18 protein-coding genes are annotated in these 20,304 nt (G+C 39.1%); 15 read left to right on the top strand and 3 right to left on the bottom strand.

Annotated elements, in window-relative coordinates:
• The first annotated feature begins 109 nt into the window (after positions 1-109).
• The 15 genes from add to dltD all read left to right on the top strand — a co-directional run bounded on the left by add (position 110) and on the right by dltD (position 15,517).
• The gene (add, locus tag H7U04_RS09190; RefSeq protein WP_073689817.1) at positions 110-1,120 is read left to right on the top strand and encodes an adenosine deaminase; all 1,011 of its coding nucleotides are present in this window, start codon (positions 110-112) and stop codon (positions 1,118-1,120) included.
• 184 nt (positions 1,121-1,304) lie between these two features.
• A complete protein-coding gene (locus tag H7U04_RS09185; protein ID WP_073689818.1) occupies positions 1,305-1,901 on the top strand; it encodes a thymidine kinase in 597 nt (198 codons plus the stop codon).
• Positions 1,902-1,939: 38 nt separating this feature from the next.
• Entirely contained in the window at positions 1,940-3,019 is a 1,080-nt protein-coding gene (gene prfA / locus H7U04_RS09180) for a peptide chain release factor 1 (protein ID WP_002891161.1), read from the top strand.
• The gene (gene prmC / locus H7U04_RS09175; RefSeq protein WP_073689819.1) at positions 3,016-3,849 is read left to right on the top strand and encodes a peptide chain release factor N(5)-glutamine methyltransferase; all 834 of its coding nucleotides are present in this window, start codon (positions 3,016-3,018) and stop codon (positions 3,847-3,849) included. Before prfA ends, prmC begins: the two co-directional genes overlap by 4 nt.
• Positions 3,836-4,441, top strand: a complete 606-nt coding sequence (locus H7U04_RS09170) for an L-threonylcarbamoyladenylate synthase (RefSeq protein ID WP_060972471.1) — start codon at positions 3,836-3,838, stop codon at positions 4,439-4,441. The genes prmC and H7U04_RS09170 overlap by 14 nt, the downstream gene beginning before the upstream one ends.
• Positions 4,442-4,534: 93 nt before the next feature.
• Positions 4,535-5,785, top strand: a complete 1,251-nt coding sequence (gene glyA / locus H7U04_RS09165; RefSeq protein ID WP_073689820.1) for a serine hydroxymethyltransferase — start codon at positions 4,535-4,537, stop codon at positions 5,783-5,785.
• Between the two features lie 5 nt (positions 5,786-5,790).
• Entirely contained in the window at positions 5,791-6,768 is a 978-nt protein-coding gene (locus H7U04_RS09160) for a nucleoid-associated protein (RefSeq protein ID WP_073689821.1), read from the top strand.
• A gap of 1 nt (position 6,769) precedes the next feature.
• The gene (locus tag H7U04_RS09155) at positions 6,770-7,381 is read left to right on the top strand and encodes a lysozyme family protein (protein ID WP_073689822.1); all 612 of its coding nucleotides are present in this window, start codon (positions 6,770-6,772) and stop codon (positions 7,379-7,381) included.
• A 31-nt stretch (positions 7,382-7,412) separates the two neighbouring features.
• Positions 7,413-9,152, top strand: coding sequence for an ABC transporter ATP-binding protein (locus H7U04_RS09150; protein ID WP_073689823.1), 1,740 nt, complete (start codon positions 7,413-7,415; stop codon positions 9,150-9,152).
• Entirely contained in the window at positions 9,142-10,890 is a 1,749-nt protein-coding gene (locus H7U04_RS09145; protein WP_037597896.1) for an ABC transporter ATP-binding protein, read from the top strand. The genes H7U04_RS09150 and H7U04_RS09145 overlap by 11 nt, the downstream gene beginning before the upstream one ends.
• 174 nt (positions 10,891-11,064) lie before the next feature.
• Positions 11,065-11,196: a teichoic acid D-Ala incorporation-associated protein DltX gene (locus tag H7U04_RS09140; protein WP_002885174.1), complete on the top strand. Its 132-nt coding sequence runs from the start codon at positions 11,065-11,067 to the stop codon at positions 11,194-11,196.
• 8 nt (positions 11,197-11,204) lie between these two features.
• Entirely contained in the window at positions 11,205-12,755 is a 1,551-nt protein-coding gene (gene dltA, locus H7U04_RS09135) for a D-alanine--poly(phosphoribitol) ligase subunit DltA (protein WP_004182015.1), read from the top strand.
• Positions 12,752-13,999 carry a D-alanyl-lipoteichoic acid biosynthesis protein DltB gene (gene dltB / locus H7U04_RS09130; protein WP_073689331.1) on the top strand — a complete coding sequence of 416 codons (1,248 nt, stop codon included), beginning with the start codon at positions 12,752-12,754 and terminating at the stop codon, positions 13,997-13,999. Before dltA ends, dltB begins: the two co-directional genes overlap by 4 nt.
• Before the next feature lie 17 nt (positions 14,000-14,016).
• On the top strand, positions 14,017-14,256 hold the full coding sequence (dltC, locus tag H7U04_RS09125; RefSeq protein WP_002891149.1) for a D-alanine--poly(phosphoribitol) ligase subunit DltC: 240 nt from the start codon (positions 14,017-14,019) through the stop codon (positions 14,254-14,256).
• The gene (dltD, locus tag H7U04_RS09120) at positions 14,249-15,517 is read left to right on the top strand and encodes a D-alanyl-lipoteichoic acid biosynthesis protein DltD (protein ID WP_073689332.1); all 1,269 of its coding nucleotides are present in this window, start codon (positions 14,249-14,251) and stop codon (positions 15,515-15,517) included. The genes dltC and dltD overlap by 8 nt, the downstream gene beginning before the upstream one ends.
• A 134-nt stretch (positions 15,518-15,651) precedes the next feature.
• Here dltD and H7U04_RS09115 read toward each other — a convergent pair whose 3' ends face one another.
• The 3 genes from H7U04_RS09115 to H7U04_RS09105 all read right to left on the bottom strand — a co-directional run bounded on the left by H7U04_RS09115 (position 15,652) and on the right by H7U04_RS09105 (position 20,228).
• Complete coding sequence (locus H7U04_RS09115; protein WP_073690086.1) at positions 15,652-16,710, bottom strand: HpcH/HpaI aldolase/citrate lyase family protein; 1,059 nt, start codon at positions 16,708-16,710, stop codon at positions 15,652-15,654.
• 11 nt (positions 16,711-16,721) lie between these two features.
• Positions 16,722-17,501 carry an HAD family hydrolase gene (locus H7U04_RS09110; RefSeq protein WP_073690087.1) on the bottom strand — a complete coding sequence of 260 codons (780 nt, stop codon included), beginning with the start codon at positions 17,499-17,501 and terminating at the stop codon, positions 16,722-16,724.
• A 90-nt stretch (positions 17,502-17,591) separates the two neighbouring features.
• Entirely contained in the window at positions 17,592-20,228 is a 2,637-nt protein-coding gene (locus tag H7U04_RS09105; RefSeq protein ID WP_110981463.1) for a calcium-translocating P-type ATPase, PMCA-type, read from the bottom strand.
• Positions 20,229-20,304: the final 76 nt, after the last annotated feature.

Raw genomic sequence — 20,304 nt, 5'->3', positions numbered from 1 at the left:
ACTACGTCCTATTAGGCGCGATACCTTGACTTTTTCTATAAGAATGATAAGATAGTAAAAATTAATTTTTATCTGATAAAAAACATATTGTTTAGAGAGGAAGAAAAGAATGACTGCTATTGATTTTCATAAGTTGGCTAAAACAGAACTACACTGTCATTTGGATGGTTCTCTATCATTGGAAACCATTCGCCACCTAGCTGACTTGGCACAGATTGAGTTACCTGAGGACGATGCGGAGCTCAAACACCATGTGACAGCACCTGCTACCTGTGAGAGTCTCTTAGATTATCTTGAGGCTTTTGATTATATTCGTCCTTTGCTTCAAACAAAGGAAGCCTTGACCGTTGCGGCTTATGATGTTGCTAAACAGGCTGCTCTTGAAAATGTTATCTATATTGAAGTGCGTTTTGCTCCAGAATTGTCAATGGATAAGGGATTGACTGTCGCTGAAACCATTGATGCTGTTTGTCAAGGCTTACGTCAAGCTCAAGAAGAATTCGGTATTGTAGCCAAGGCCCTAGTTTGTGGCATGCGCCAATCAGATCAAGAATTAACGGCTCGTATTCTTGATGAAGCAAATGAAGTTGAAGATAGTGACTTTGTTGGTTTTGATTTTGCTGGAGATGAGCATCATTATGGACCTAAAGCGATTAAACCTCTAATTGAACAAGTCCAAAGTTACAACCGTCCGATGACTTTTCATGCTGGTGAGTGTGGTTGCCCAGCCTTTTTGGCTGAGTCAATTGCTATGGGAATTAAGCGTAATGGTCATGCAACGATCCTGGCTCAAGAGCCTGAGCTTCTGGAAGAGTTTGTCAAAAATGGTGTCACAGGAGAGTTATGTTTAACAAGTAATCTGCAGACTAAAGCAGCCGTTACAGTTGCTGATTTTCCTTATCTAAAAATGAAAGCAGCAGGTGCGAATATTACCATTAATACGGACAATCGTACCGTTTCTGATACAAACTTAACCAAGGAATACGAACTCTATCACAAGCATTTTGATAGCTCAGTGCAAGACTTTTATGCTCATAATAAGACGGCAATCGAAGCTTCATTTGCTAGTGACGAGGAGAAAGAAGAACTTCTTGAAAAATTGGCTAAAGCCTATTCATAAGAAGCTATTAGACTGGTGAAACGTTATCAGGGTGATAAGATTGAACCATTTGAAACACAAGTCAAACCTATTATAAAAATAAGGGAGTGAGGCGAACTTTTTTCAAAAATTGTTCAGTCTCCCTCCCTTTTACGCTTAGAATTATGATAAAATAAGTACAATACATATTTTAGAGGAGACTGGTTTGGCACAACTTTATTTTCGCTATGGCACTATGAATTCTGGGAAATCCATTGAAATTCTTAAGGTTGCCTATAATTACGAAGAACAAGGAAAACCAGTAGTATTGTTGACCAGTCGTTTGGATAATCGAGATGGGGTCGGCTATATCTCTAGTCGTATTGGCATGAAACGGAAGGCATATCCTATTGGTGATGATACGGATATTTTTGGTTACATTGCTAATATGGATCCACGACCTTACTGTGTTTTAGTTGATGAGGCTCAGTTTTTGACCCGTGCGAATGTCTATGATTTGGCACGAATTGTTGATGAGTTAGATATCCCAGTGATGGCTTTTGGTCTCAAAAATGATTTTCAGAACAATCTCTTTGAAGGTTCTAAATACCTTTTGCTTTTGTCTGATAAGATTGATGAGATCAAGACCATTTGTCATTATTGCTCGAGAAAGGCAACCATGGTTCTTCGTATGGAAGATGGGAAGCCAGTTTATGAGGGAGCACAAGTTCAAATTGGAGGACACGAGAGTTATATCTCTGTTTGCCGAAAGCACTGGTTTAATCCACCTCACGAAAACATAATCCCTTTGAATAAGGACTAAAAATGACTATTAGTTATAATAAGGAGAAAAGATAACAGATGAATATTTATGATCAGTTACAAGCGGTTGAAGACCGCTATGAGGAATTGGGTGAATTGCTTAGTGACCCTGAAGTAGTTTCAGACACTAAACGGTTCATGGAGTTGTCACGTGAAGAAGCAAATACTCGTGAAACTGTGACAGCTTACCGTGAGTACAAGCAAGTCATCCAAAGTATCTCAGATGCTGAAGAGATGATTAAGGAAGCAAGCGGTGATCCTGACTTGGAAGAAATGGCTAAGGAAGAACTCAAAGAATCCAAAGCCGCTAAGGAAGAGTACGAAGAACGTTTGAAAATTCTTCTTTTGCCAAAAGACCCTAATGATGACAAGAATATTATCCTTGAAATCCGTGGGGCTGCAGGTGGTGATGAAGCTGCCTTGTTTGCGGGTGACCTTCTAGCTATGTACCAAAAATACGCAGAAACACAAGGTTGGCGCTTTGAGGTTATGGAAGCCTCTTATAATGGTGTCGGTGGTATCAAAGAAGTGGTTGCCATGGTTTCAGGGCAATCCGTGTATTCTAAACTCAAATATGAATCAGGAGCACACCGTGTGCAACGTGTGCCTGTGACTGAAAGTCAAGGTCGTGTTCATACCTCTACAGCAACTGTTTTGGTTATGCCAGAAGTTGAAGAAGTAGAGTACGAAATTGACCCTAAGGACCTTCGTGTCGATATCTATCACGCTTCTGGTGCCGGTGGTCAGAACGTCAATAAGGTTGCGACTGCGGTTCGTATGGTTCACATTCCTACTGGAATCAAAGTAGAGATGCAAGAAGAACGTACACAACAGAAGAACCGTGATAAAGCTATGAAGATTATCCGTGCGCGTGTTGCGGACCACTTTGCACAAATCGCTCAAGATGAACAAGATGCTGAGCGTAAATCGACTGTTGGTACAGGGGATCGTTCAGAGCGTATCCGTACTTACAACTTCCCGCAAAACCGTGTAACTGATCACCGTATTGGTTTGACCCTTCAAAAGCTTGATACAATTCTAGCTGGTAAATTAGATGAAGTTGTGGATGCCTTGGTTCTTTATGATCAAACTCAAAAATTGGAAGAGCTTAACAAATGATTTTAGCGGATGTCCTGGATGACTATGAGAAGCAGCTTGATGCTGTTGGTGAAGAGCCAGAGGCCCTTTCCTTCGTTTATCGTGGTTTGAAGCAATGGGACTTGACTCATTTTGTTCTTCAATTGCGTCAAGAAGTTTCAGATGAAGATGCAGAGTTGTTAGCTTATGTATTCAGCCAACTAATGAATCACAAGCCTGCTCAGTATATTTTGGGCTATGAAGACTTTCATGGCTTGCGTTTTCAGGTTGATGAGCGTGTCTTGATTCCACGTCCTGAAACTGAGGAACTAGTGGATTTGATTTTAGCGGAAAACCCTAGCTCAGAGCTCAAGATTCTTGATATCGGAACTGGGAGTGGTGCTATTTCGGTATCTCTGAAAAAGAGTTGCCCCTTTTGGCAAGTAACAGCTAGTGACTTGTCAGCTGACGCCTTAGTACTTGCTAAAGAGAATGCTATACTAAATCAGGTAGACATTAGCTTTGTGCAATCGGATGTTTTCGAAAATACTTCTGGTAGTTTTGATATCATTGTGTCAAATCCTCCCTATATTTCTGAAAATGATAAGAACGAAGTTGGTACTAATGTTTTGGCTAGCGAGCCCAAAATGGCTCTGTTTGCTGATGAAGAGGGACTTGCTATTTATAGACAGATTATTGAGGACGCAGACAAGTATTTAACTCCAAAAGGAAAGCTCTACTTTGAAATTGGCTATAAGCAGGGCCGTGATTTGAAGAAACTCTTGTCTCTACATTTTCCTGATAAGCGTGTGCGTGTTCTTAAGGACCAATTTGGGCAAGATAGAATGGTCGTGATGGATGATGAAAAGTAATAAAGTGTTAAGAGAAATCTTGGCTGACGGTGGAGCAGTTGTCCTTCCTACAGAGACTGTTTATGGTCTATTTGCTAAGGCTTTAGATGAGCAAGCTGTTGACCATGTTTATGAGCTAAAAAATCGTCCCAGAGATAAAGCCATGAATTTGAATGTCGCTTCTTATGAAGATATCTTGTCCTATTCAAAAGATCAACCCAAGTATTTGAAACAATTGTATGATGCTTTTTTGCCTGGACCTTTGACTATCATTTTAAAGGCTAATGATCAAGTCCCTAAGTGGATTAATTCAGGATTGGCGACAGTTGGCTTCCGTTTGCCAGACCATCCTGTCACTAGAGAGCTGATTCAAGCGGAAGGGCCTTTGATTGGTCCATCTGCTAATAAGTCTGGGAAGGCTAGTGGTCGTTATTTCGACGATATTAGAGTACAATTTGATTTTCAGGTGACTGGCTATCAAGATGATGATGCCTTGTTAGGTGTAGATTCGACGATTTTGGATTTGTCTGTTTCACCTGCTAGGATTCTCAGACAAGGGAAAATTACAAAAGAAGACCTATTGGCGGCTCTACCAGAGTTGACCATAGAATAAATGACTAACAGAGACCTATGGAAGTGTGAGATAACTTCCAACTATATGTGGGTGAGTTGATTGAAACCCCCTTAGACCTCAAAGGAGACCTCTATGATTTTTGATAAAGAAGATTACAAAGCATTTGACCCTGAACTATGGAACGCCATCGATGCTGAGGCTGAACGCCAACAAAACAATATTGAGTTGATTGCCTCTGAGAACGTGGTATCTAAAGCTGTTATGGCTGCTCAAGGAACTCTCTTGACTAACAAGTACGCAGAAGGCTATCCAGGTAAACGTTACTATGGTGGTACAGACGTGATTGATGTGGTTGAGTCTCTTGCTATTGAGCGTGCCAAAGAACTTTTTGGAGCAAAATTTGCCAACGTGCAACCTCACTCAGGTAGCCAAGCCAATGCTGCTGTTTACATGTCATTAATCCAACCAGGTGATACGGTTATGGGAATGGATTTGTCAGCGGGTGGTCACTTGACACACGGTGCACCAGTTAGCTTCTCTGGTAAGACCTATAACTTCGTCGCTTACAATGTGGATAAGGATACTGAACTCCTTGATTATGATGCCATTCTTGCGCAGGCTAAAGAAGTGCAACCAAAACTCATCGTGGCTGGTGCTTCAGCTTACTCTCGTATCATTGATTTTGCTAAATTCCGTGAAATTGCCGATGCTGTAGGTGCTTATCTCATGGTAGATATGGCTCACATTGCAGGTCTTGTGGCGTCTGGTCATCACCCAAGTCCAGTTCCTCATGCACATGTGACAACTACAACAACTCACAAGACGCTCCGTGGTCCTCGCGGTGGTTTGATTTTGACTGATGATGAAGCTATCGCTAAGAAATTGAATTCTGCAGTCTTCCCTGGTTTGCAAGGTGGCCCTTTGGAACACGTTATTGCTGCTAAGGCTGTTGCTCTTAAAGAAGCACTTGACCCTGCCTTTAAGGAATACGGTGAAAATGTTATCAAAAACGCAGCTGCTATGGCTGATGTTTTCAATCAACATCCAGATTTCCGTGTTATCTCAGGTGGCACTAACAATCACCTCTTCTTGGTTGATGTGACTAAGGTTGTTGAAAATGGTAAGGTTGCGCAAAACGTTCTTGAAGAAGTTAATATTACTTTGAACAAGAATGGTATTCCTTATGAGCAGTTGTCTCCATTCAAAACATCTGGTATCCGTGTTGGTAGTCCAGCCATTACGAGTCGTGGTATGGGTGAAGCTGAGAGCCGTAAAATTGCTGAATTAATGGTACAAGCTTTGGAAAATCATGATAAACCTGAAGTTTTGGAACACATTCGTGGAGAAGTTAAAGCTCTTACAGATGCCTTCCCACTCTATTAAAAACTATGTTAGATTTATATATTAAACGCATTATCATTCACCAGTTTTCGCCAAATGATACGGAGCTGGTTTTAGCTGAAGGACCTCTTGAAATAACGCCTCGCTTAGATGAGTATTTTCGAAAGAAACTCTCTAAAGTTTTCTCAGATGAGGCTAAACGGGGCTATTTCGATGCGGAAAATGTTTTTATCAGTCATCTAGGAGATGATTTGATGGAAAGTTCTGTTAAAATTTCCCAACTTTGGAAGGAAGAATTTGTCATTTCTGAAGATCAAAAGACCAATGATTTGGTCTTTATTCAGTTTGATAAAGAAGGGCAAGAATATTTTGCTTTCTTGCGTATTGCTCTCAAGGACAGTTTGATTCATTCTTTGGGAGATGGCCAACATCCTATTCAATTGTCACAAAATAATTTGCCATCTGCGGCTCAGACACCTGATGAAGCTTTGGTAATCAATCGTAGTAGTAAGCAGTATTATTTGATTGAAAAGCGAATCAAGCATAATGGAAGCTTTGCCAATTATTTCTCTGAGAATCTCTTGCAGGTCCAGCCTGAACAATCTGTCAAGAAATCGATTAAGATGGTCGAAGATACTGCTCAGAAGATTGCCGAGAATTTTAATCAGGATGACTTTAATTTCCAAGGAAAAATGAAATCAGCTATTTTTAATAACCTGGAAGAAGACCAAGAGTTATCACCTGAAAAATTGGCAGATCAGCTCTTTGATAATAATTTGACAGCTCGTTTGACCTTCGTTGATGAGCTTAAAGAGGTTATTCCTGAACCCATTTCGGTTTCAGATATTGACCATTCACGTCAAATTAAGAAATTGGAGAATCAAAAATTATCGTTATCGAACGGAATTGAGTTAATCGTGCCTAATAATGTTTATCAGGATGCCGATAGTGTTGAATTTATTCAAAATCCTGATGGCACCTACTCTATTCTCATCAAAAATATCGAGGATATCATCAATAAATAATATGTTTAAATGGATAAGACGTCTGGCAGTTTTTGTCGTAGTCCTCATCTTAGGTATCCAATGTTATCGAATCCATGCCAATATTCAACATGTCTTAACCTATGAATCCATGGTTAAGGAGGTTTTGGCTGAAGACGACATTGATAATACAACCAATGTCGATTTGGTGTTGGCTATGATCTACACAGAAACCAAGGGGAAGACAGATGACGTGATGCAGTCCAGTGAAAGTTCTACAGGGGTTACTAACTCCATCACAGATCGAAAAGAAAGTATTCGTCAAGGGGTGACGGTGCTGTCAGAAAATCTGGAAGAAGCTGCCCATCATAAGGTGGATCCTTGGACAGCAGTACAAGCTTATAATTTTGGTAAGGCCTATATCGATTATGTGGCTGATAATGGTGGAGTTAACACCGTCGAATTAGCAAAAGCTTATTCAAAAAATGTCGTTGCTCCGAGTCTAGGAAATATCAGTGGAGAAACTTACACCTATTACCAACCGGTTGCCATGTACTATGGTGGCGGAAAACTTTATACAAATGGCGGAAATATTTATTACGCCAAAGAAGTGCAGTTTAACCTCTTTTTGATGCGTATGTTCTCTCGTCTCTAAGAGGATACGCTTCATTCTTAAGGAAAGACAAATGAAAGCATTATTAGTTTATTTCAAAGGATATGTCAAAGACAGTATCCTGGGACCCGTTTTTAAATTAATCGAAGCCAGTTTCGAACTCTTGGTCCCTCTAGTGATTGCTGGAATTGTCGACACAACTATTCCAAATAAAGACCAAAATCATCTGTTTATGATGATTTTTCTCTTGTTCGGACTTGCCGTTATTGGGGTTGTTGTTGCTATTTCAGCACAGTATTTTTCATCCAGAGCAGCAGTTGGCTATGCCCGAGGTTTAACCAATGATTTGTATGAGAAGATCATGCGTTTATCAAAGGAAAAGCGGGATGAGATTGGAACGTCAAGTTTGGTGACACGTTTGACTGGTGATACCTTTCAAATCCAAACGGGCATCAATCAATTTTTGAGGCTCTTTTTGAGGGCACCGATTATCGTGACGGGAGCCATTATTATGGCATTCCGAATCAGTCCACGCTTGACCCTTTGGTTTCTTGGCATGGTCTTGGTATTGACCCTTATTATTGTACTAGCTAGTCGCATCGTCAATCCTTTATACGCCAAGATTCGAGTAATTAATGAGTCAATTGTTACCAATACACGTCAACAACTTGAAGGTATGAGGGTTATTCGGGCTTTTGATCAGAGTGAGGGTGAATTAGATAACTTTACTACTGTCAATAAAGACTTGAAGAAGTGGCAGCTCAAAACAGGAGTAATAGCAAGTCTCATTAGTCCTTTGACTTTCTTGGTTGTTAATATGACCTTGATTGCTATCCTTTGGCAAGGAAATCTGCAAATTCAAGCTGGTCTCTTGTCCCAAGGTATGCTGATTGCTCTAGTCAATTATCTCTTGCAAATTTTGACGGAGCTCCTTAAATTGGCCATGATGTTGACCAATCTGAATCAAAGCTTTATTTCAGCAAAACGGGTACAAGCGATTTTTGAACTTCAAGATGAGGATATTGAGGCACCTTTAGAAGTCCGCACTTCTAGTCAGGCTTCCACAGTGCTAGCTATTGATCAGATGACCTTTACCTATCCTACAGCTAGTTCGCCATCACTCCAAGAGATTCATGTCAGTCTTACTCAAGGTCAGTCACTAGGTATTATTGGTGGTACAGGTTCAGGTAAATCGACTTTGGTAAACTTAATCATGAACTTATATCAGCCTCAGATTGGTTCATTAGCTATTTTCAAAGATCAAAAATCACCAAAAAACCTTAAAGAGTGGCGTTCTTGGGTTGCCTATGTCCCGCAAAAAGCTGAGTTATTTAGGGGAACCATTCGTTCAAACTTGTCATTAGGACTTGACCACGAACCAAGTGAGCAAGAACTCTGGCATGCTCTTGACATGGCTCAGGCTGCTGATTTTGTAAGGGATAAGGACCTTGGTTTAGATGAGCCAGTTGAGTCATTTGGCCGTAATTTTTCGGGAGGGCAACGTCAACGTTTGACTATTGCGCGTGCGTTGATGAGACCAGCACCATTCTTGATTTTGGATGACTCCACCTCAGCCCTAGATTATTTGACTGAAAGTCGCCTACTAGCGGCTATCAGAGACAATCTTAAATCAACGAGTTTGATTATTATTTCGCAAAGAACAAATAGTCTAAAAGCTGTTGATCAAATTTTGGTGCTTGATAAGGGACATCAAGTTGGCTTGGGTAATCATGAAGAATTGCTTGCCACAAATAAACTCTATCAAGACATTCATTATTCTCAACATCAAAAGGAGGTCGCTGATGAAGGCTAGAAATAATAAATCAACGCTTAAACGTTTAAGTAGAGATATCTTAAGTCAGCGTTACCTTTTTGCCTTAGCAACTGTTGGGACCATTATTCAAGTTGCCTTAACGGTTTACTTACCTATCTTAATTGGTGATGCAGTGGACGCTGTTCTTAAGATGAACGCCGTTCTATTGATGTCACGTTTAATTTGGCAGATGCTTGTAGTTATCTTAGCTAATAGTGCAATCCAGTGGCTTAACCCTCTGATTTATAATCGATTGATTTATTCATATAGCGAAAGTTTACGTGAACGAGTCATGATGAAAATTCATGCTATGCCACTTAGTTACCTTGATCGTCAAGGAACTGGAGACATGGTTAGCCGTGTGACTACAGATAGCGATCAGTTAAACAACGGACTTCTCATGGTCTTTAACCAATTTTTCGTTGGGCTTTTGACTATCTTTGTCATAATCATTACCATGGCTCGCTTAGACTGGTTCATGATGCTCTTAGTTCTAGTGATGACGCCTCTGTCAATGCTTGTGGCACGTTTTATCGCAAAGAAGAGCTATCAACTCTATCGCAATCAAACTAAATGGCGAGGTATGCAGACTCAGTTGATTGAGGAAAGTCTGACTCAAGAAGCTTTAGTACAGAGTCTAAATGCTCAAGACCAGATGGTTAGGAGTTTTAAAGACGTCAATGGTAAGTATGCTGATTATTCACAGGGTGCTATCTTTTATTCGTCAGCGGTTAACCCAGCTACACGTTTTGTCAATAGTCTGATTTATGCTCTTATTGCAGGTGTTGGTGCCTATCGAATCATGTCGGGTGGTGCTTTCACAGTGGGACAATTGACTACCTTCCTAAATTATGTGACTCAGTATACGAAACCTTTTAATGATATCTCATCTGTTCTATCTGAACTTCAAAGTGCTTTGGCCTGTGCTGATCGCCTTTATATGATATTGGATGAAGAGGAAATAACAGAAACAGGTAAGGCGGTCTTGGAAGAAGCAGATGTGCAGGGACGTTTTCAATTTGATCATGTCCAGTTTGGCTATTTGCCTAATAAACCTCTTATCAAGGATTTGAGCATTGATATCCCTGCCGCAAGTACTGTTGCCATTGTTGGTCCAACAGGAGCGGGGAAATCTACCTTGATTAACCTACTTATGCGTTTCTATGATTTGGATAAGGGGAACATTCTACTGGACGGTAGACCTATTACAGATTATACTCGTGAGAGTCTTCGGAAACAGATTGGGATGGTTTTGCAGGAAACTTGGCTTGAGGTCGGCACTATTCATGATAATATTGCCTATGGAAATCCAGAAGCCAGTCGTGAAGAAGTCATAGCAGCGGCCAAGGCTGCCAATGCTGATTTCTTTATTCAGCAGTTGCCTCAAGGCTACGACACCTACTTGAATGATGCGGGGCAATCCCTTTCTCAGGGACAACGTCAGCTTTTGACCATTGCTCGCATATTTGTCAATGTGCCTAAAATCTTAATTTTGGATGAAGCCACTTCTAGTATCGATACTCGTACAGAGCTTCTCATTCAAGAGGCCTTCGCTAAATTAATGAAATGTCGAACAAGTTTCATCATTGCCCATCGATTATCTACCATAGAGAATGCGGACCTTATTTTGGTCATGAATAATGGGGATATCGTTGAACACGGAACCCATGAACAACTGATGCAAGCTAAGGGAATGTACTATCGTATGCAGACGGCCCAAAAGACACAAAATAGTTAAATCCGACAGAGCTTTTAAGCTCTGTTTTTTTGATTTTAGCCAATCATGTATCACGGAAACTTATTAATGAAAAAGAAATGAAATTTAGTTATTTTTTCTTTTTTATTGGAAAAAATACTGATAAGATGGTAAACTAAAGAGGATATTATATAAAAAAAGGTATCGAAAATTAGAATGTTAAAACATAAAAACGTCCTGGTATTTTTAGGACAAACCTTGCTTTATTTCGCCATTTTTATGGCCCTAATTTATCTCTACAATTACCTAGGACAAGGTCAAGGTAATTTTATCTATAACGAATTTTAGGAAGAATAATGACGAATACAAAAATTAAAGATATGATTGAAACGATTGAGCAGTTTGCTCAATCACAACCTGACTTTCCTGTTTACAATATTTTAGGGGAAGTTCACACTTACGGCGACTTGAAGGCTGACTCAGATAGCTTGGCAGCTAAGATTGATAGTCTTGATATTCCAGAAAAATCACCTGTTGTGGTTTATGGCGGTCAAGAGTATGAAATGTTGGCAACTTTTGTCGCTTTGACTAAATCTGGTCACGCTTATATTCCAATTGACAGTCACTCAGCTCTTGAGCGCGTGACGGCTATCGTTGAAGTAGCAGAGCCTAGTCTGATTATTGCTATTAATGACTTCCCACTTGAGGATGTCCAAGCTCCAATCCTAACATTGGATCAAGTGACAACAGCTTTTGAAAGCAAGACTAGCTACGAAGTGACTCATCCTGTTAAGGGGGATGATACTTATTACATCATCTTCACATCAGGAACTACAGGTAAGCCTAAAGGGGTACAAATTTCACACAATAATCTCCTTAGTTTCACTAACTGGATGATTACGGACAAGGAATTTGCGACTCCAAAACGTCCTCAAATGCTGGCTCAACCACCTTATTCATTTGACCTATCGGTAATGTACTGGGCACCAACATTGGCACTTGGAGGAACACTCTATGCGCTTCCTTCAGCTATTACACAGGACTTCAAGAAGCTCTTTGAAACGATCTTCTCACTTCCAATTGCTATTTGGACATCAACACCATCTTTTGCAGATATGGCAATGTTGTCTGAAGACTTCAATGCAGAGAAGATGCCAGAAATTACGCATTTCTATTTTGATGGAGAAGAGTTGACTGTCAAGACTGCTCAAAAGCTTCGCCAACGTTTCCCAGAAGCACGTATTATCAATGCTTACGGACCAACTGAAGCAACTGTCGCCTTATCAGCAGTAGCAGTAACTGATGAGATGCTGGCTAACCTTAAGCGTTTGCCGATTGGTTATACCAAGGAAGATTCACCGACTTATATTATCGATGAGGATGGCAATATCCTTCCAAATGGTCAACAGGGTGAAATCATCGTATCAGGACCAGCAGTTTCAAAAGGATATATGAACAATCCTGAAAAGACTGCGGAAGCCTTCTTCGAGTTTAATGGCCTTCCTGCTTACCATACTGGTGATGTAGGAACGATGACTGATGAAGGTCTCCTTCTTTACGGCGGTCGTATGGACTTCCAGATTAAATTTAATGGTTTCCGTATTGAGTTAGAGGATGTTTCACAAAACCTTAATAAGTCTAAGTATATTGATTCAGCAGTGGCTGTGCCACGTTACAATAAAGACCATAAGGTTCAGAATCTCTTGGCTTATGTGATTCTTAAGGATGGTGTTCGTGAGCAGTTTGAACGTGAAATTGATATCACCAAGGCGATTAAGGCTGACTTAGAAGATATCATGATGTCTTATATGATGCCTACTAAATTCCTCTATCGTGAGAGCTTGCCTTTAACACCAAATGGGAAAATTGATATCAAGGGTCTTATCAGTGAGGTTAACAACCGATGATTGACTTCTTGAAACAGCTCCCCCATTTAGAAGCCTACGGTAACCCCTTCTATTTTATCTATCTTGGATTAGCTCTATTGCCAATCTTTGTGGGTCTCTTCTATAAAAAGCGTTTTGCGATTTATGAATGTTTGGTCAGTCTAGCCTTTATTGTTCTCGCTCTGACAGGAACACATGCTAGCCAATTACTAGCCTTACTTTTCTATATCGTTTGGCAAATCATCTGGGTTTATTCCTACAAACATTACCGCAGTAAAAAGGACAATAAATGGGTTTTCTATTTACACTCATTTCTAGTAGTCCTTCCCTTGATTTTTGTTAAGGTAGAGCCTGCGATAAATGGTACTCAGTCACTCTTAAACTTTCTTGGTATTTCTTACTTGACCTTCCGATCAGTTGGTATGATTATCGAGATGCGGGATGGTGTCTTAAAAGAGTTTACACTTGGAGAATTCCTCCGATTCATGCTCTTTATGCCAACCTTTACGAGTGGTCCTATTGATCGCTTCAAACGCTTTAACGAAGATTACCAAGCGATTCCTGAGAGAGATGAGTTGATGAATATGTTGGAGCAAGCTGTCAAGTATATTATGCTCGGTTTTCTCTATAAATTTGTCTTGGCTCAAATTTTTGGAAGTATGCTTTTACCTTCACTGAAAACACAAGCTTTAGCTCAAGGTGGTATCTTTAATTTACCAACACTTGGTGTCATGTATGTTTTCGGTTTTGATCTCTTCTTTGACTTTGCGGGTTACTCGATGTTTGCCTTGGCAGCATCAAACCTTATGGGGATAAAGAGCCCAATCAACTTTGACAAACCTTTCATCTCACGAGACTTGAAAGAATTTTGGAATCGTTGGCATATGAGCTTGTCTTTCTGGTTCCGTGACTTTGTCTTTATGCGTTTGGTTATGGTTTTGATGCGAAATAAAGTTTTCAAAAATCGTAACACGACGTCAAATGTGGCCTATGTCATTAATATGATGGTTATGGGATTCTGGCATGGGGTTACTTGGTACTACATTGCTTACGGTATTTTCCATGGTATTGGTCTAGGACTTAATGATGCCTGGTTGCGCAAGAAGAAGACCATTAATAAAGAACGTAAGAAAGCTGGTCTTGAGCCACTTCCTGAAAATAGATGGACGAAGGCTTTGGGAATCTTTATTACATTTAACACTGTTATGTTGTCATTCTTGATTTTCTCTGGATTCTTGAATGACCTCTGGTTCACTAAAAAATAAGTAAAGGAATTATAAAAATGGATGTAAAATCAGAAGTTATTGAAATTATTGATGAACTCTTCATGGAAGATGTTTCTGACATGATGGACGAAGATCTTTTCGATGCTGGTGTTCTCGATTCAATGGGAACAGTTGAGCTAATCGTTGAATTGGAATCACGTTTCGATATTCGTGTACCAGTTTCAGAATTTGGTCGTGATGACTGGAACACAGCTAATAAGATTGTTGAAGGGGTAACGGAGCTTCGCAATGCTTAAGCGTTTATGGCAGATTTTTGGTCCAGTAATTTGTGCCTTGGTCTTGGTAGTGGTAGTTATATATGCCTACCCACAAGGCAGAAAACATAGTTATGTGGCTGAAAAACGTAGTGCAGTAACACTGACAAATGAAAACTTTAAGAGTCGGATGAACAAAACTACAGCTCTTTCAGATAAGAAGCATCGATTTGTCCCTTTCTTTGGGTCAAGTGAGTGGTTGCGTTTTGATGCTCTTCATCCAGCTGTTTTAGCTGAAAAGTACGACCGTAACTATCGCCCATACTTTATTGGACAACGTGGTGCTGCATCTCTAAACCAATATTTGGGAATGCAACAAATCCTTCCAGAATTACAAAACGGCACAGCTGTGTACGTCTTGTCTCCACAATGGTTTACTAAAAAGGGGTATAATTCTGCAGCTTTTCAGCAGTTCTACAATAACGACCAACTTAGTAGTTTCTTAAGTGAAACTCAGACGGATGCAAATTCTCAGTATGCAGCTCAACGTATCTTAGAGATGAAGCCTGAGATTACTATGAAATCTCAACTTTCTAAAGTGGCTAAGGGGCAAGAGTTAAATTCACTTGATAAGACTTATATTCAATTTATGGCAGAGCTTAATAAGCGAGAAGATGCCTTGTTTAGTCCTTTAGCAGCATCAAGTAACGCTAATTACGAGAAGAAAGTTCTTCCTTATCTTAAAGAGTTGCCAGACAAGCTCTCTTATGAGGCACTTGATCAGGTTGCTGTAAGAGATGCAGAAGCTCATACTAAGTCAAACGACTTTGGTATCGATGACCGTTTCTATAAGAAACGTTTGTCTAAGAAGATTGGTAAACTTAAAGGTTTCCAGAAAAATCTTTCTTATGAAGTTTCACAAGAATACGGTGACCTACAGTTGGTGCTAAATCAATTTGCTAAGTCAAATACTAATGTCATTTTTGTCATCCCACCTGTTAATAGCAAGTGGATGGCTTATACGGGACTTAGTCAAGAAATGTATGATGCTACGGTTTCTAAAATCCGTTATCAATTGGAAAGTCAAGGCTTTACCAATATTGCAGACTTCTCAAAAGATGGAGATCAACCTTACTTTATGCAAGACACCATTCATATGGGATGGAAAGGGTGGGTAGCCTTTGACAAGGCTGTTGATCCATTTGTAAGTAATCCAACACCTGCACCTAGCTATAACTTGAACGACCGCTTTTATAGTAAGGATTGGGCAGGTTATACAGGGACTCCTAGTCAGTTTAAGTAGTGTTACTTAATAAAAAATCAGGATATAACAAAAAGGCTTTAATAAGCCTTTTATTGTTGCTTCTATTAAAAAAGTCACTAGTTAAATACTAGTGACTTTATGTAATTAGAGAAGGAGTATTTGAATTATACACACTAATTATAATTAGATTTTCGTACTCCATAAATGGTTGCTAGGTTAACCATTTTTTTGGCCCATTTGATATGAGTTTTTACTTCATTCATTTTATTTCCCATATGACCTTTTGTAACACCAACCAGAGTTTCATCCATACCAAGTATTTTGAGAGCATCCTCGTAATTTTCTTCGCTAATAACTAGACTTTCAAGAACAGCCTGAAGTTGCGAGGGATGTATACATGTTTTTCCAATAAACCCATTAAGTTGATCCAACACAATTTCATTTTTTAAGCCTGTTAACCATGCTGGAGTTTCCTTAAAATCTGAGTCGTTAGAACCAAAATATTCCCAGACAGGTGCGGAACAGACATAATCTTTACCAAAGATATTAATAATATCCCCTAAACAGTCCTCAATAACTTGAACCATATGAATCGTTTGACTAATGGTGCGGCGAATACCGAAAAGATTTGAAAAATCTGTTGCACCAACCCTTATATTAAGAATGTAATGTTGAACAGGCTTTAGTGTCTGGTAAAGTGCTTCTAATTCTTCAATTCTGCCTTTTTTATTCATTATGGCTTCAGTTTCAAAAATAGGCATGAAATAAAGATTCTCTTGGCTTAGGTGTTGAACTTCATGAAATGCAGTAAGGTAATCTTGAGCACAACTTGTATCAAATTTAGGGAGATTAAAGCCAGTTACTAAATTTAGTAACTGTTTACCTAACTTTGTTCCAAAATCTTTAAGCTGTTGTGAAGATCTTATACGAATAAAAATTAATGGTAATTCTTGTACAGTGATTTCACCAGATGCAAGCATAGATTTTAATTGTTGCAAACAAGATAAAATATTTAACTCAGCCTGTTGCACAGTATTATCACCAATGGCATCTTCTAGATCAATACAGATTGAGGCTTCTGTTGTTTTAAGTATGGAATATAGAAGTTTTTCGTGTGTAGCAGGAATATATAAAAGTGGGCCAACAGCATACTGTAGTAATTCTTTTTGAGTATTTTTTGAAAAATCTTGAGGGGACTTTTTATATTCAAGGTTGTTCATTTTGTACTTCATTGTAACTCCTCTTACACAGAATAATCTAGAACAAGCTGAAGAATTTTTTCTGCGCCAACTAAACCTTCTGGGACGATGGTATATTTTTCTTTATCATCTAACAGATGATAAATTTCACTTTGATTAGGAATACATCTTACATTGCCAAGAGGTAAAAAGGTTTGATCCATTTTACCATCACCTGCAGTTATCACAAAGTCCTCTTCTAATTTCTCTTTTAGAAAGAGTAGAGCATTCCCTTTTGATATCTTTTTAGGGATAATATAGAGTTTGAGTCCTTGAATAGTATGTGTCCACTCAGTTCCCTCTAGTTCTCTAGTCATAGCTTCATCGATGTAATTGATGATAGTTTTATCGTCAGAAATCTTTGTAAAAAAGAAGATATCATCAATAAGAACAGGTTCTTTTGTTAAGTGTGTCTTATACTGATTTAAAAGTTTAAGTATGTTTGTATATTGATCCTCTAAACGGCGACATATTGAGTCAACGTGTTTCTCCCATTCTGGTAGAGGCTCTCCGTTATGGAGAATAATACCTCCATTTGCAACAACAGCATAAGGAAGATTTTGAACTGGCTGTACACGCTTAAATTGCGCGTAAGAACGTGTTGTAATTGGGATGAGTTGAATACTTGGATTATTTTTTATTTTATTAATCAGTTCTATACTTAAATGCGACATATATGAAATTTCTTTATCATCTAGTATTTCAATGCATTTAACTTGACTAGCATTATCGACGAATTTTGATGAATGAATAATTGTGCGATCTAAGTCGGTTGCAAAAATCATAAGACACCTTCCTATTTTTAAAAAGAGGATTAGGAATAAAACCTAATCCTCTGTATTATTTTATAAGTTACTTAGTCTTTAGTCAACTAGTTACTTATTCTTTGTAAGAGCCTTGCGGATAAAATCTGCAGGGATAATCAAAACTGCGATAAGAAGAGCAACGATATAGTGTTCAACATCCATTGGAACGGTACTAAATACTTTACCACCGAATTGAATAATCAAGGTTTGAACGACAGCAATAGAAATCATTACAATTGAGAATTTCTTGTTTTCGCCGATATGTTCAAAAACATTGAATCCATTACTACGTGTGTTAAGTGAGTTGAAGATGACAGCATAGATAAACACTGTAAATGTGAATGTTGTTACCATTTCAAAGTTGCCAGTTCCATTTGTGATAAAGTCTTGGATACCACCAACATTTTTAAGAATGGCTAAACATACAAGAGTAATGAAGACGCTGGCTACACCAATAGCAGATTTCATATATCCAGTAAGGATGTTTGCCTTCTTAGGAACTGGTTTTTCATTCATATAACGGTCTAGCGTAGGCTCTTCACCAAATGCAAGGGCAGCAAGTGTATCCATGATAAGGTTAATCCAGAGAATTTGGATAATTGTAAATGGCTCTTTGAGACCCAAAAGTGGTGAGAGAAGTGACATGGCAATAGTCGTCACGTTTACGGTTAACTGGAAGATAATGAATTTACTTACTGACTTACTCATAGTACGTCCATAGAGGACGGCTTTTTCAATCGAAGTCAATGAGTTATTCAAGATAACGATATCTGAAGCTTCACGTGCGACTTCAGTACCATCACCCATTGAGAATCCGACATCAGCTGATTTAAGGGCAGGTGAGTCATTGACCCCATCACCTGTCATACCAGCGACCATATCAAGGTCTTGAGCTGCCTCAATAAGACGTTTTTTATCCATTGGAAGGGCACGACTTACCACTTTTAAGTGAGGCAATTGTTGTTTAAGTTCTTGATCTGAGAGGGCAGAGAGTTCATCGTGAGTAAGGACAAGGTCATTTTCTCCAGTGACGATACCGGCTTCTTTAGCGATAGCAACAGCGGTTTCTTTACGGTCACCAGTTACCATAACTACTTGAACACCCGCACGGTTCATTGTTTCAACAGTTTGTTTAATTGAAGAACGAACGTTATCACGGATACATACGATACCAATCAAGACTTTATCATTACCATCTGTATTTAGGATAGCAAGCAAACGCATTGAACGGTTAGCTTGTTCCAATGACAATTCTTGGAAACGAGCTTTAATATCATCTGTAAAGTTTTGTTTATTACCATCTTTATCAAGATAGTAGTAGCAGTCATTTAGGATGAATTCTGGAGCACCTTTGATGTAAGTTTTTCCGTCCTTAGTCGTTACACTTGCGAATTTTGTTGCTGAGTTGAATTGTTGCTTCTCAGTAATTTTATTCGTATCGAAATCAAGTTGAGAACGACCAATAAGGAAATCAAGAAGTGCACGGTCAGTGGCGTTACTACCAACAGCACTGCCATCAGCTACCATGGCATCGTTGTTAAGACCGATACCATTAATCATTTCAGCTTTAAGGCTATCTGACATTGTGTCAAAATCAGGTGCATCAGTTTCACCAGTAGCCGCATAAAGTGTTCCATCAGCAAGGAAAAAGTCAACTACAGATAGTTTACCTTCTGTGATGGTACCAGTTTTATCACTGAAGAGGATATTCATGTATCCGGCTGTTTCAATGGTATCAGGATGGCGAACCAAGATATTTTGTGCTAAAAGTCGACCTGAGTTCATTGAAGAAACGAGTGCCAACATCATTGGTAGACCTTCTGGAACAGCCATGATGATGATTGTAACCGCAAAGAGAATCGTTTCAATGATAAGAAGGAAGATTGAACCACCATTGAGGTTATTAGCCTTATTAAGTGCAATAAAGCCTAAAACAAGGTTGATTACTGAATATGCAGCACCCGCACTATAACCGAGGACACCGATGTTTCCAGCAAGCTTGTTGAGTTTTTCTTTGGATGGTGAATCTTTACTATCTTCTTGAAGAGAAGTATTGATGCTTCCTAGAACGGTATTATCACCAATTTGTGTAGCTTCCATAACGGCTTCACCTGAAGTAACAACTGTACCACGGAAGACTTTGAGCTCTGTAAAGAGGTCGGAAGAGTCTGGCTCTGCTTGATCACCAAGAGGAAGTTTTTTAGCATCTTCACTTTCACCATTAAGGACAGCTTGGTTTACTTTTAACTCACCTTCCAAGATGATACCATCAACTGGAATCTTGTCCCCTGATTGAAGGAGAATTTGATCACCTTTTACAATATCATCAACGAGAATTTCTTTAAGTTTACCATCACGATAAACTTTAGCATTAGTTTTCGAAGCCTCTTCTTGAAGAGTGTTGAATTTTTGCTCATTTCGGTATTGTGAGACTGCTGAGAATCCTGTAGACATCAAAATGGCGAAAATTAGTGAGATAGCCTCGTACCAATTAGCTTCACCAATAGAAGGGAAAATCATTCCAACAAAGTTGAAGATGATTTTTAATCCTAAGGCAGCCAAGAGGATAAGAATCCATTGATCTTGGAAGGCTTCGATAAAGATTGAGAGGAGCGAGTTAGCCTCTTTACTAGAAAGCCTATTATCGCCATGGGCGTTTTTACTTGCTTGAACTTCAGCAGAAGTCAAGCCTTTAAATTTTTTCATTTAAGGTTTGTATCCTTTCTAGAAATATTCTTTAGAGAATTAATACTTTCTGGGGTGATTTTAGTAAAAATAAGTA

Source organism: Streptococcus sp. 22.1 (assembly GCF_016648645.1).
In the GTDB taxonomy this organism is placed as follows: domain Bacteria; phylum Bacillota; class Bacilli; order Lactobacillales; family Streptococcaceae; genus Streptococcus.
The sequence above is the reverse complement of the archived record's forward strand: the minus strand, read 5'-3'. Positions and strand labels throughout refer to the sequence as shown.

Excerpts from the sequence above, each read along its gene's own strand:
- add (WP_073689817.1), top strand. The coding sequence starts at position 110 with ATGACTGCTATTGATTTTCATAAGTTGGCTAAAACAGAACTACACTGT.
- prfA (WP_002891161.1), top strand. The coding sequence starts at position 1,940 with ATGAATATTTATGATCAGTTACAAGCGGTTGAAGACCGCTATGAGGAA.
- prmC (WP_073689819.1), top strand. The coding sequence starts at position 3,016 with ATGATTTTAGCGGATGTCCTGGATGACTATGAGAAGCAGCTTGATGCT.
- H7U04_RS09170 (WP_060972471.1), top strand. The coding sequence starts at position 3,836 with ATGATGAAAAGTAATAAAGTGTTAAGAGAAATCTTGGCTGACGGTGGA.
- glyA (WP_073689820.1), top strand. The coding sequence starts at position 4,535 with ATGATTTTTGATAAAGAAGATTACAAAGCATTTGACCCTGAACTATGG.
- H7U04_RS09160 (WP_073689821.1), top strand. The coding sequence starts at position 5,791 with ATGTTAGATTTATATATTAAACGCATTATCATTCACCAGTTTTCGCCA.
- H7U04_RS09155 (WP_073689822.1), top strand. The coding sequence starts at position 6,770 with ATGTTTAAATGGATAAGACGTCTGGCAGTTTTTGTCGTAGTCCTCATC.
- H7U04_RS09150 (WP_073689823.1), top strand. The coding sequence starts at position 7,413 with ATGAAAGCATTATTAGTTTATTTCAAAGGATATGTCAAAGACAGTATC.
- H7U04_RS09145 (WP_037597896.1), top strand. The coding sequence starts at position 9,142 with ATGAAGGCTAGAAATAATAAATCAACGCTTAAACGTTTAAGTAGAGAT.
- H7U04_RS09140 (WP_002885174.1), top strand. The coding sequence starts at position 11,065 with ATGTTAAAACATAAAAACGTCCTGGTATTTTTAGGACAAACCTTGCTT.
- dltA (WP_004182015.1), top strand. The coding sequence starts at position 11,205 with ATGACGAATACAAAAATTAAAGATATGATTGAAACGATTGAGCAGTTT.
- dltB (WP_073689331.1), top strand. The coding sequence starts at position 12,752 with ATGATTGACTTCTTGAAACAGCTCCCCCATTTAGAAGCCTACGGTAAC.
- dltC (WP_002891149.1), top strand. The coding sequence starts at position 14,017 with ATGGATGTAAAATCAGAAGTTATTGAAATTATTGATGAACTCTTCATG.
- dltD (WP_073689332.1), top strand. The coding sequence starts at position 14,249 with ATGCTTAAGCGTTTATGGCAGATTTTTGGTCCAGTAATTTGTGCCTTG.
- H7U04_RS09115 (WP_073690086.1), bottom strand. The coding sequence starts at position 16,710 with ATGAAGTACAAAATGAACAACCTTGAATATAAAAAGTCCCCTCAAGAT.
- H7U04_RS09110 (WP_073690087.1), bottom strand. The coding sequence starts at position 17,501 with ATGATTTTTGCAACCGACTTAGATCGCACAATTATTCATTCATCAAAA.
- H7U04_RS09105 (WP_110981463.1), bottom strand. The coding sequence starts at position 20,228 with ATGAAAAAATTTAAAGGCTTGACTTCTGCTGAAGTTCAAGCAAGTAAA.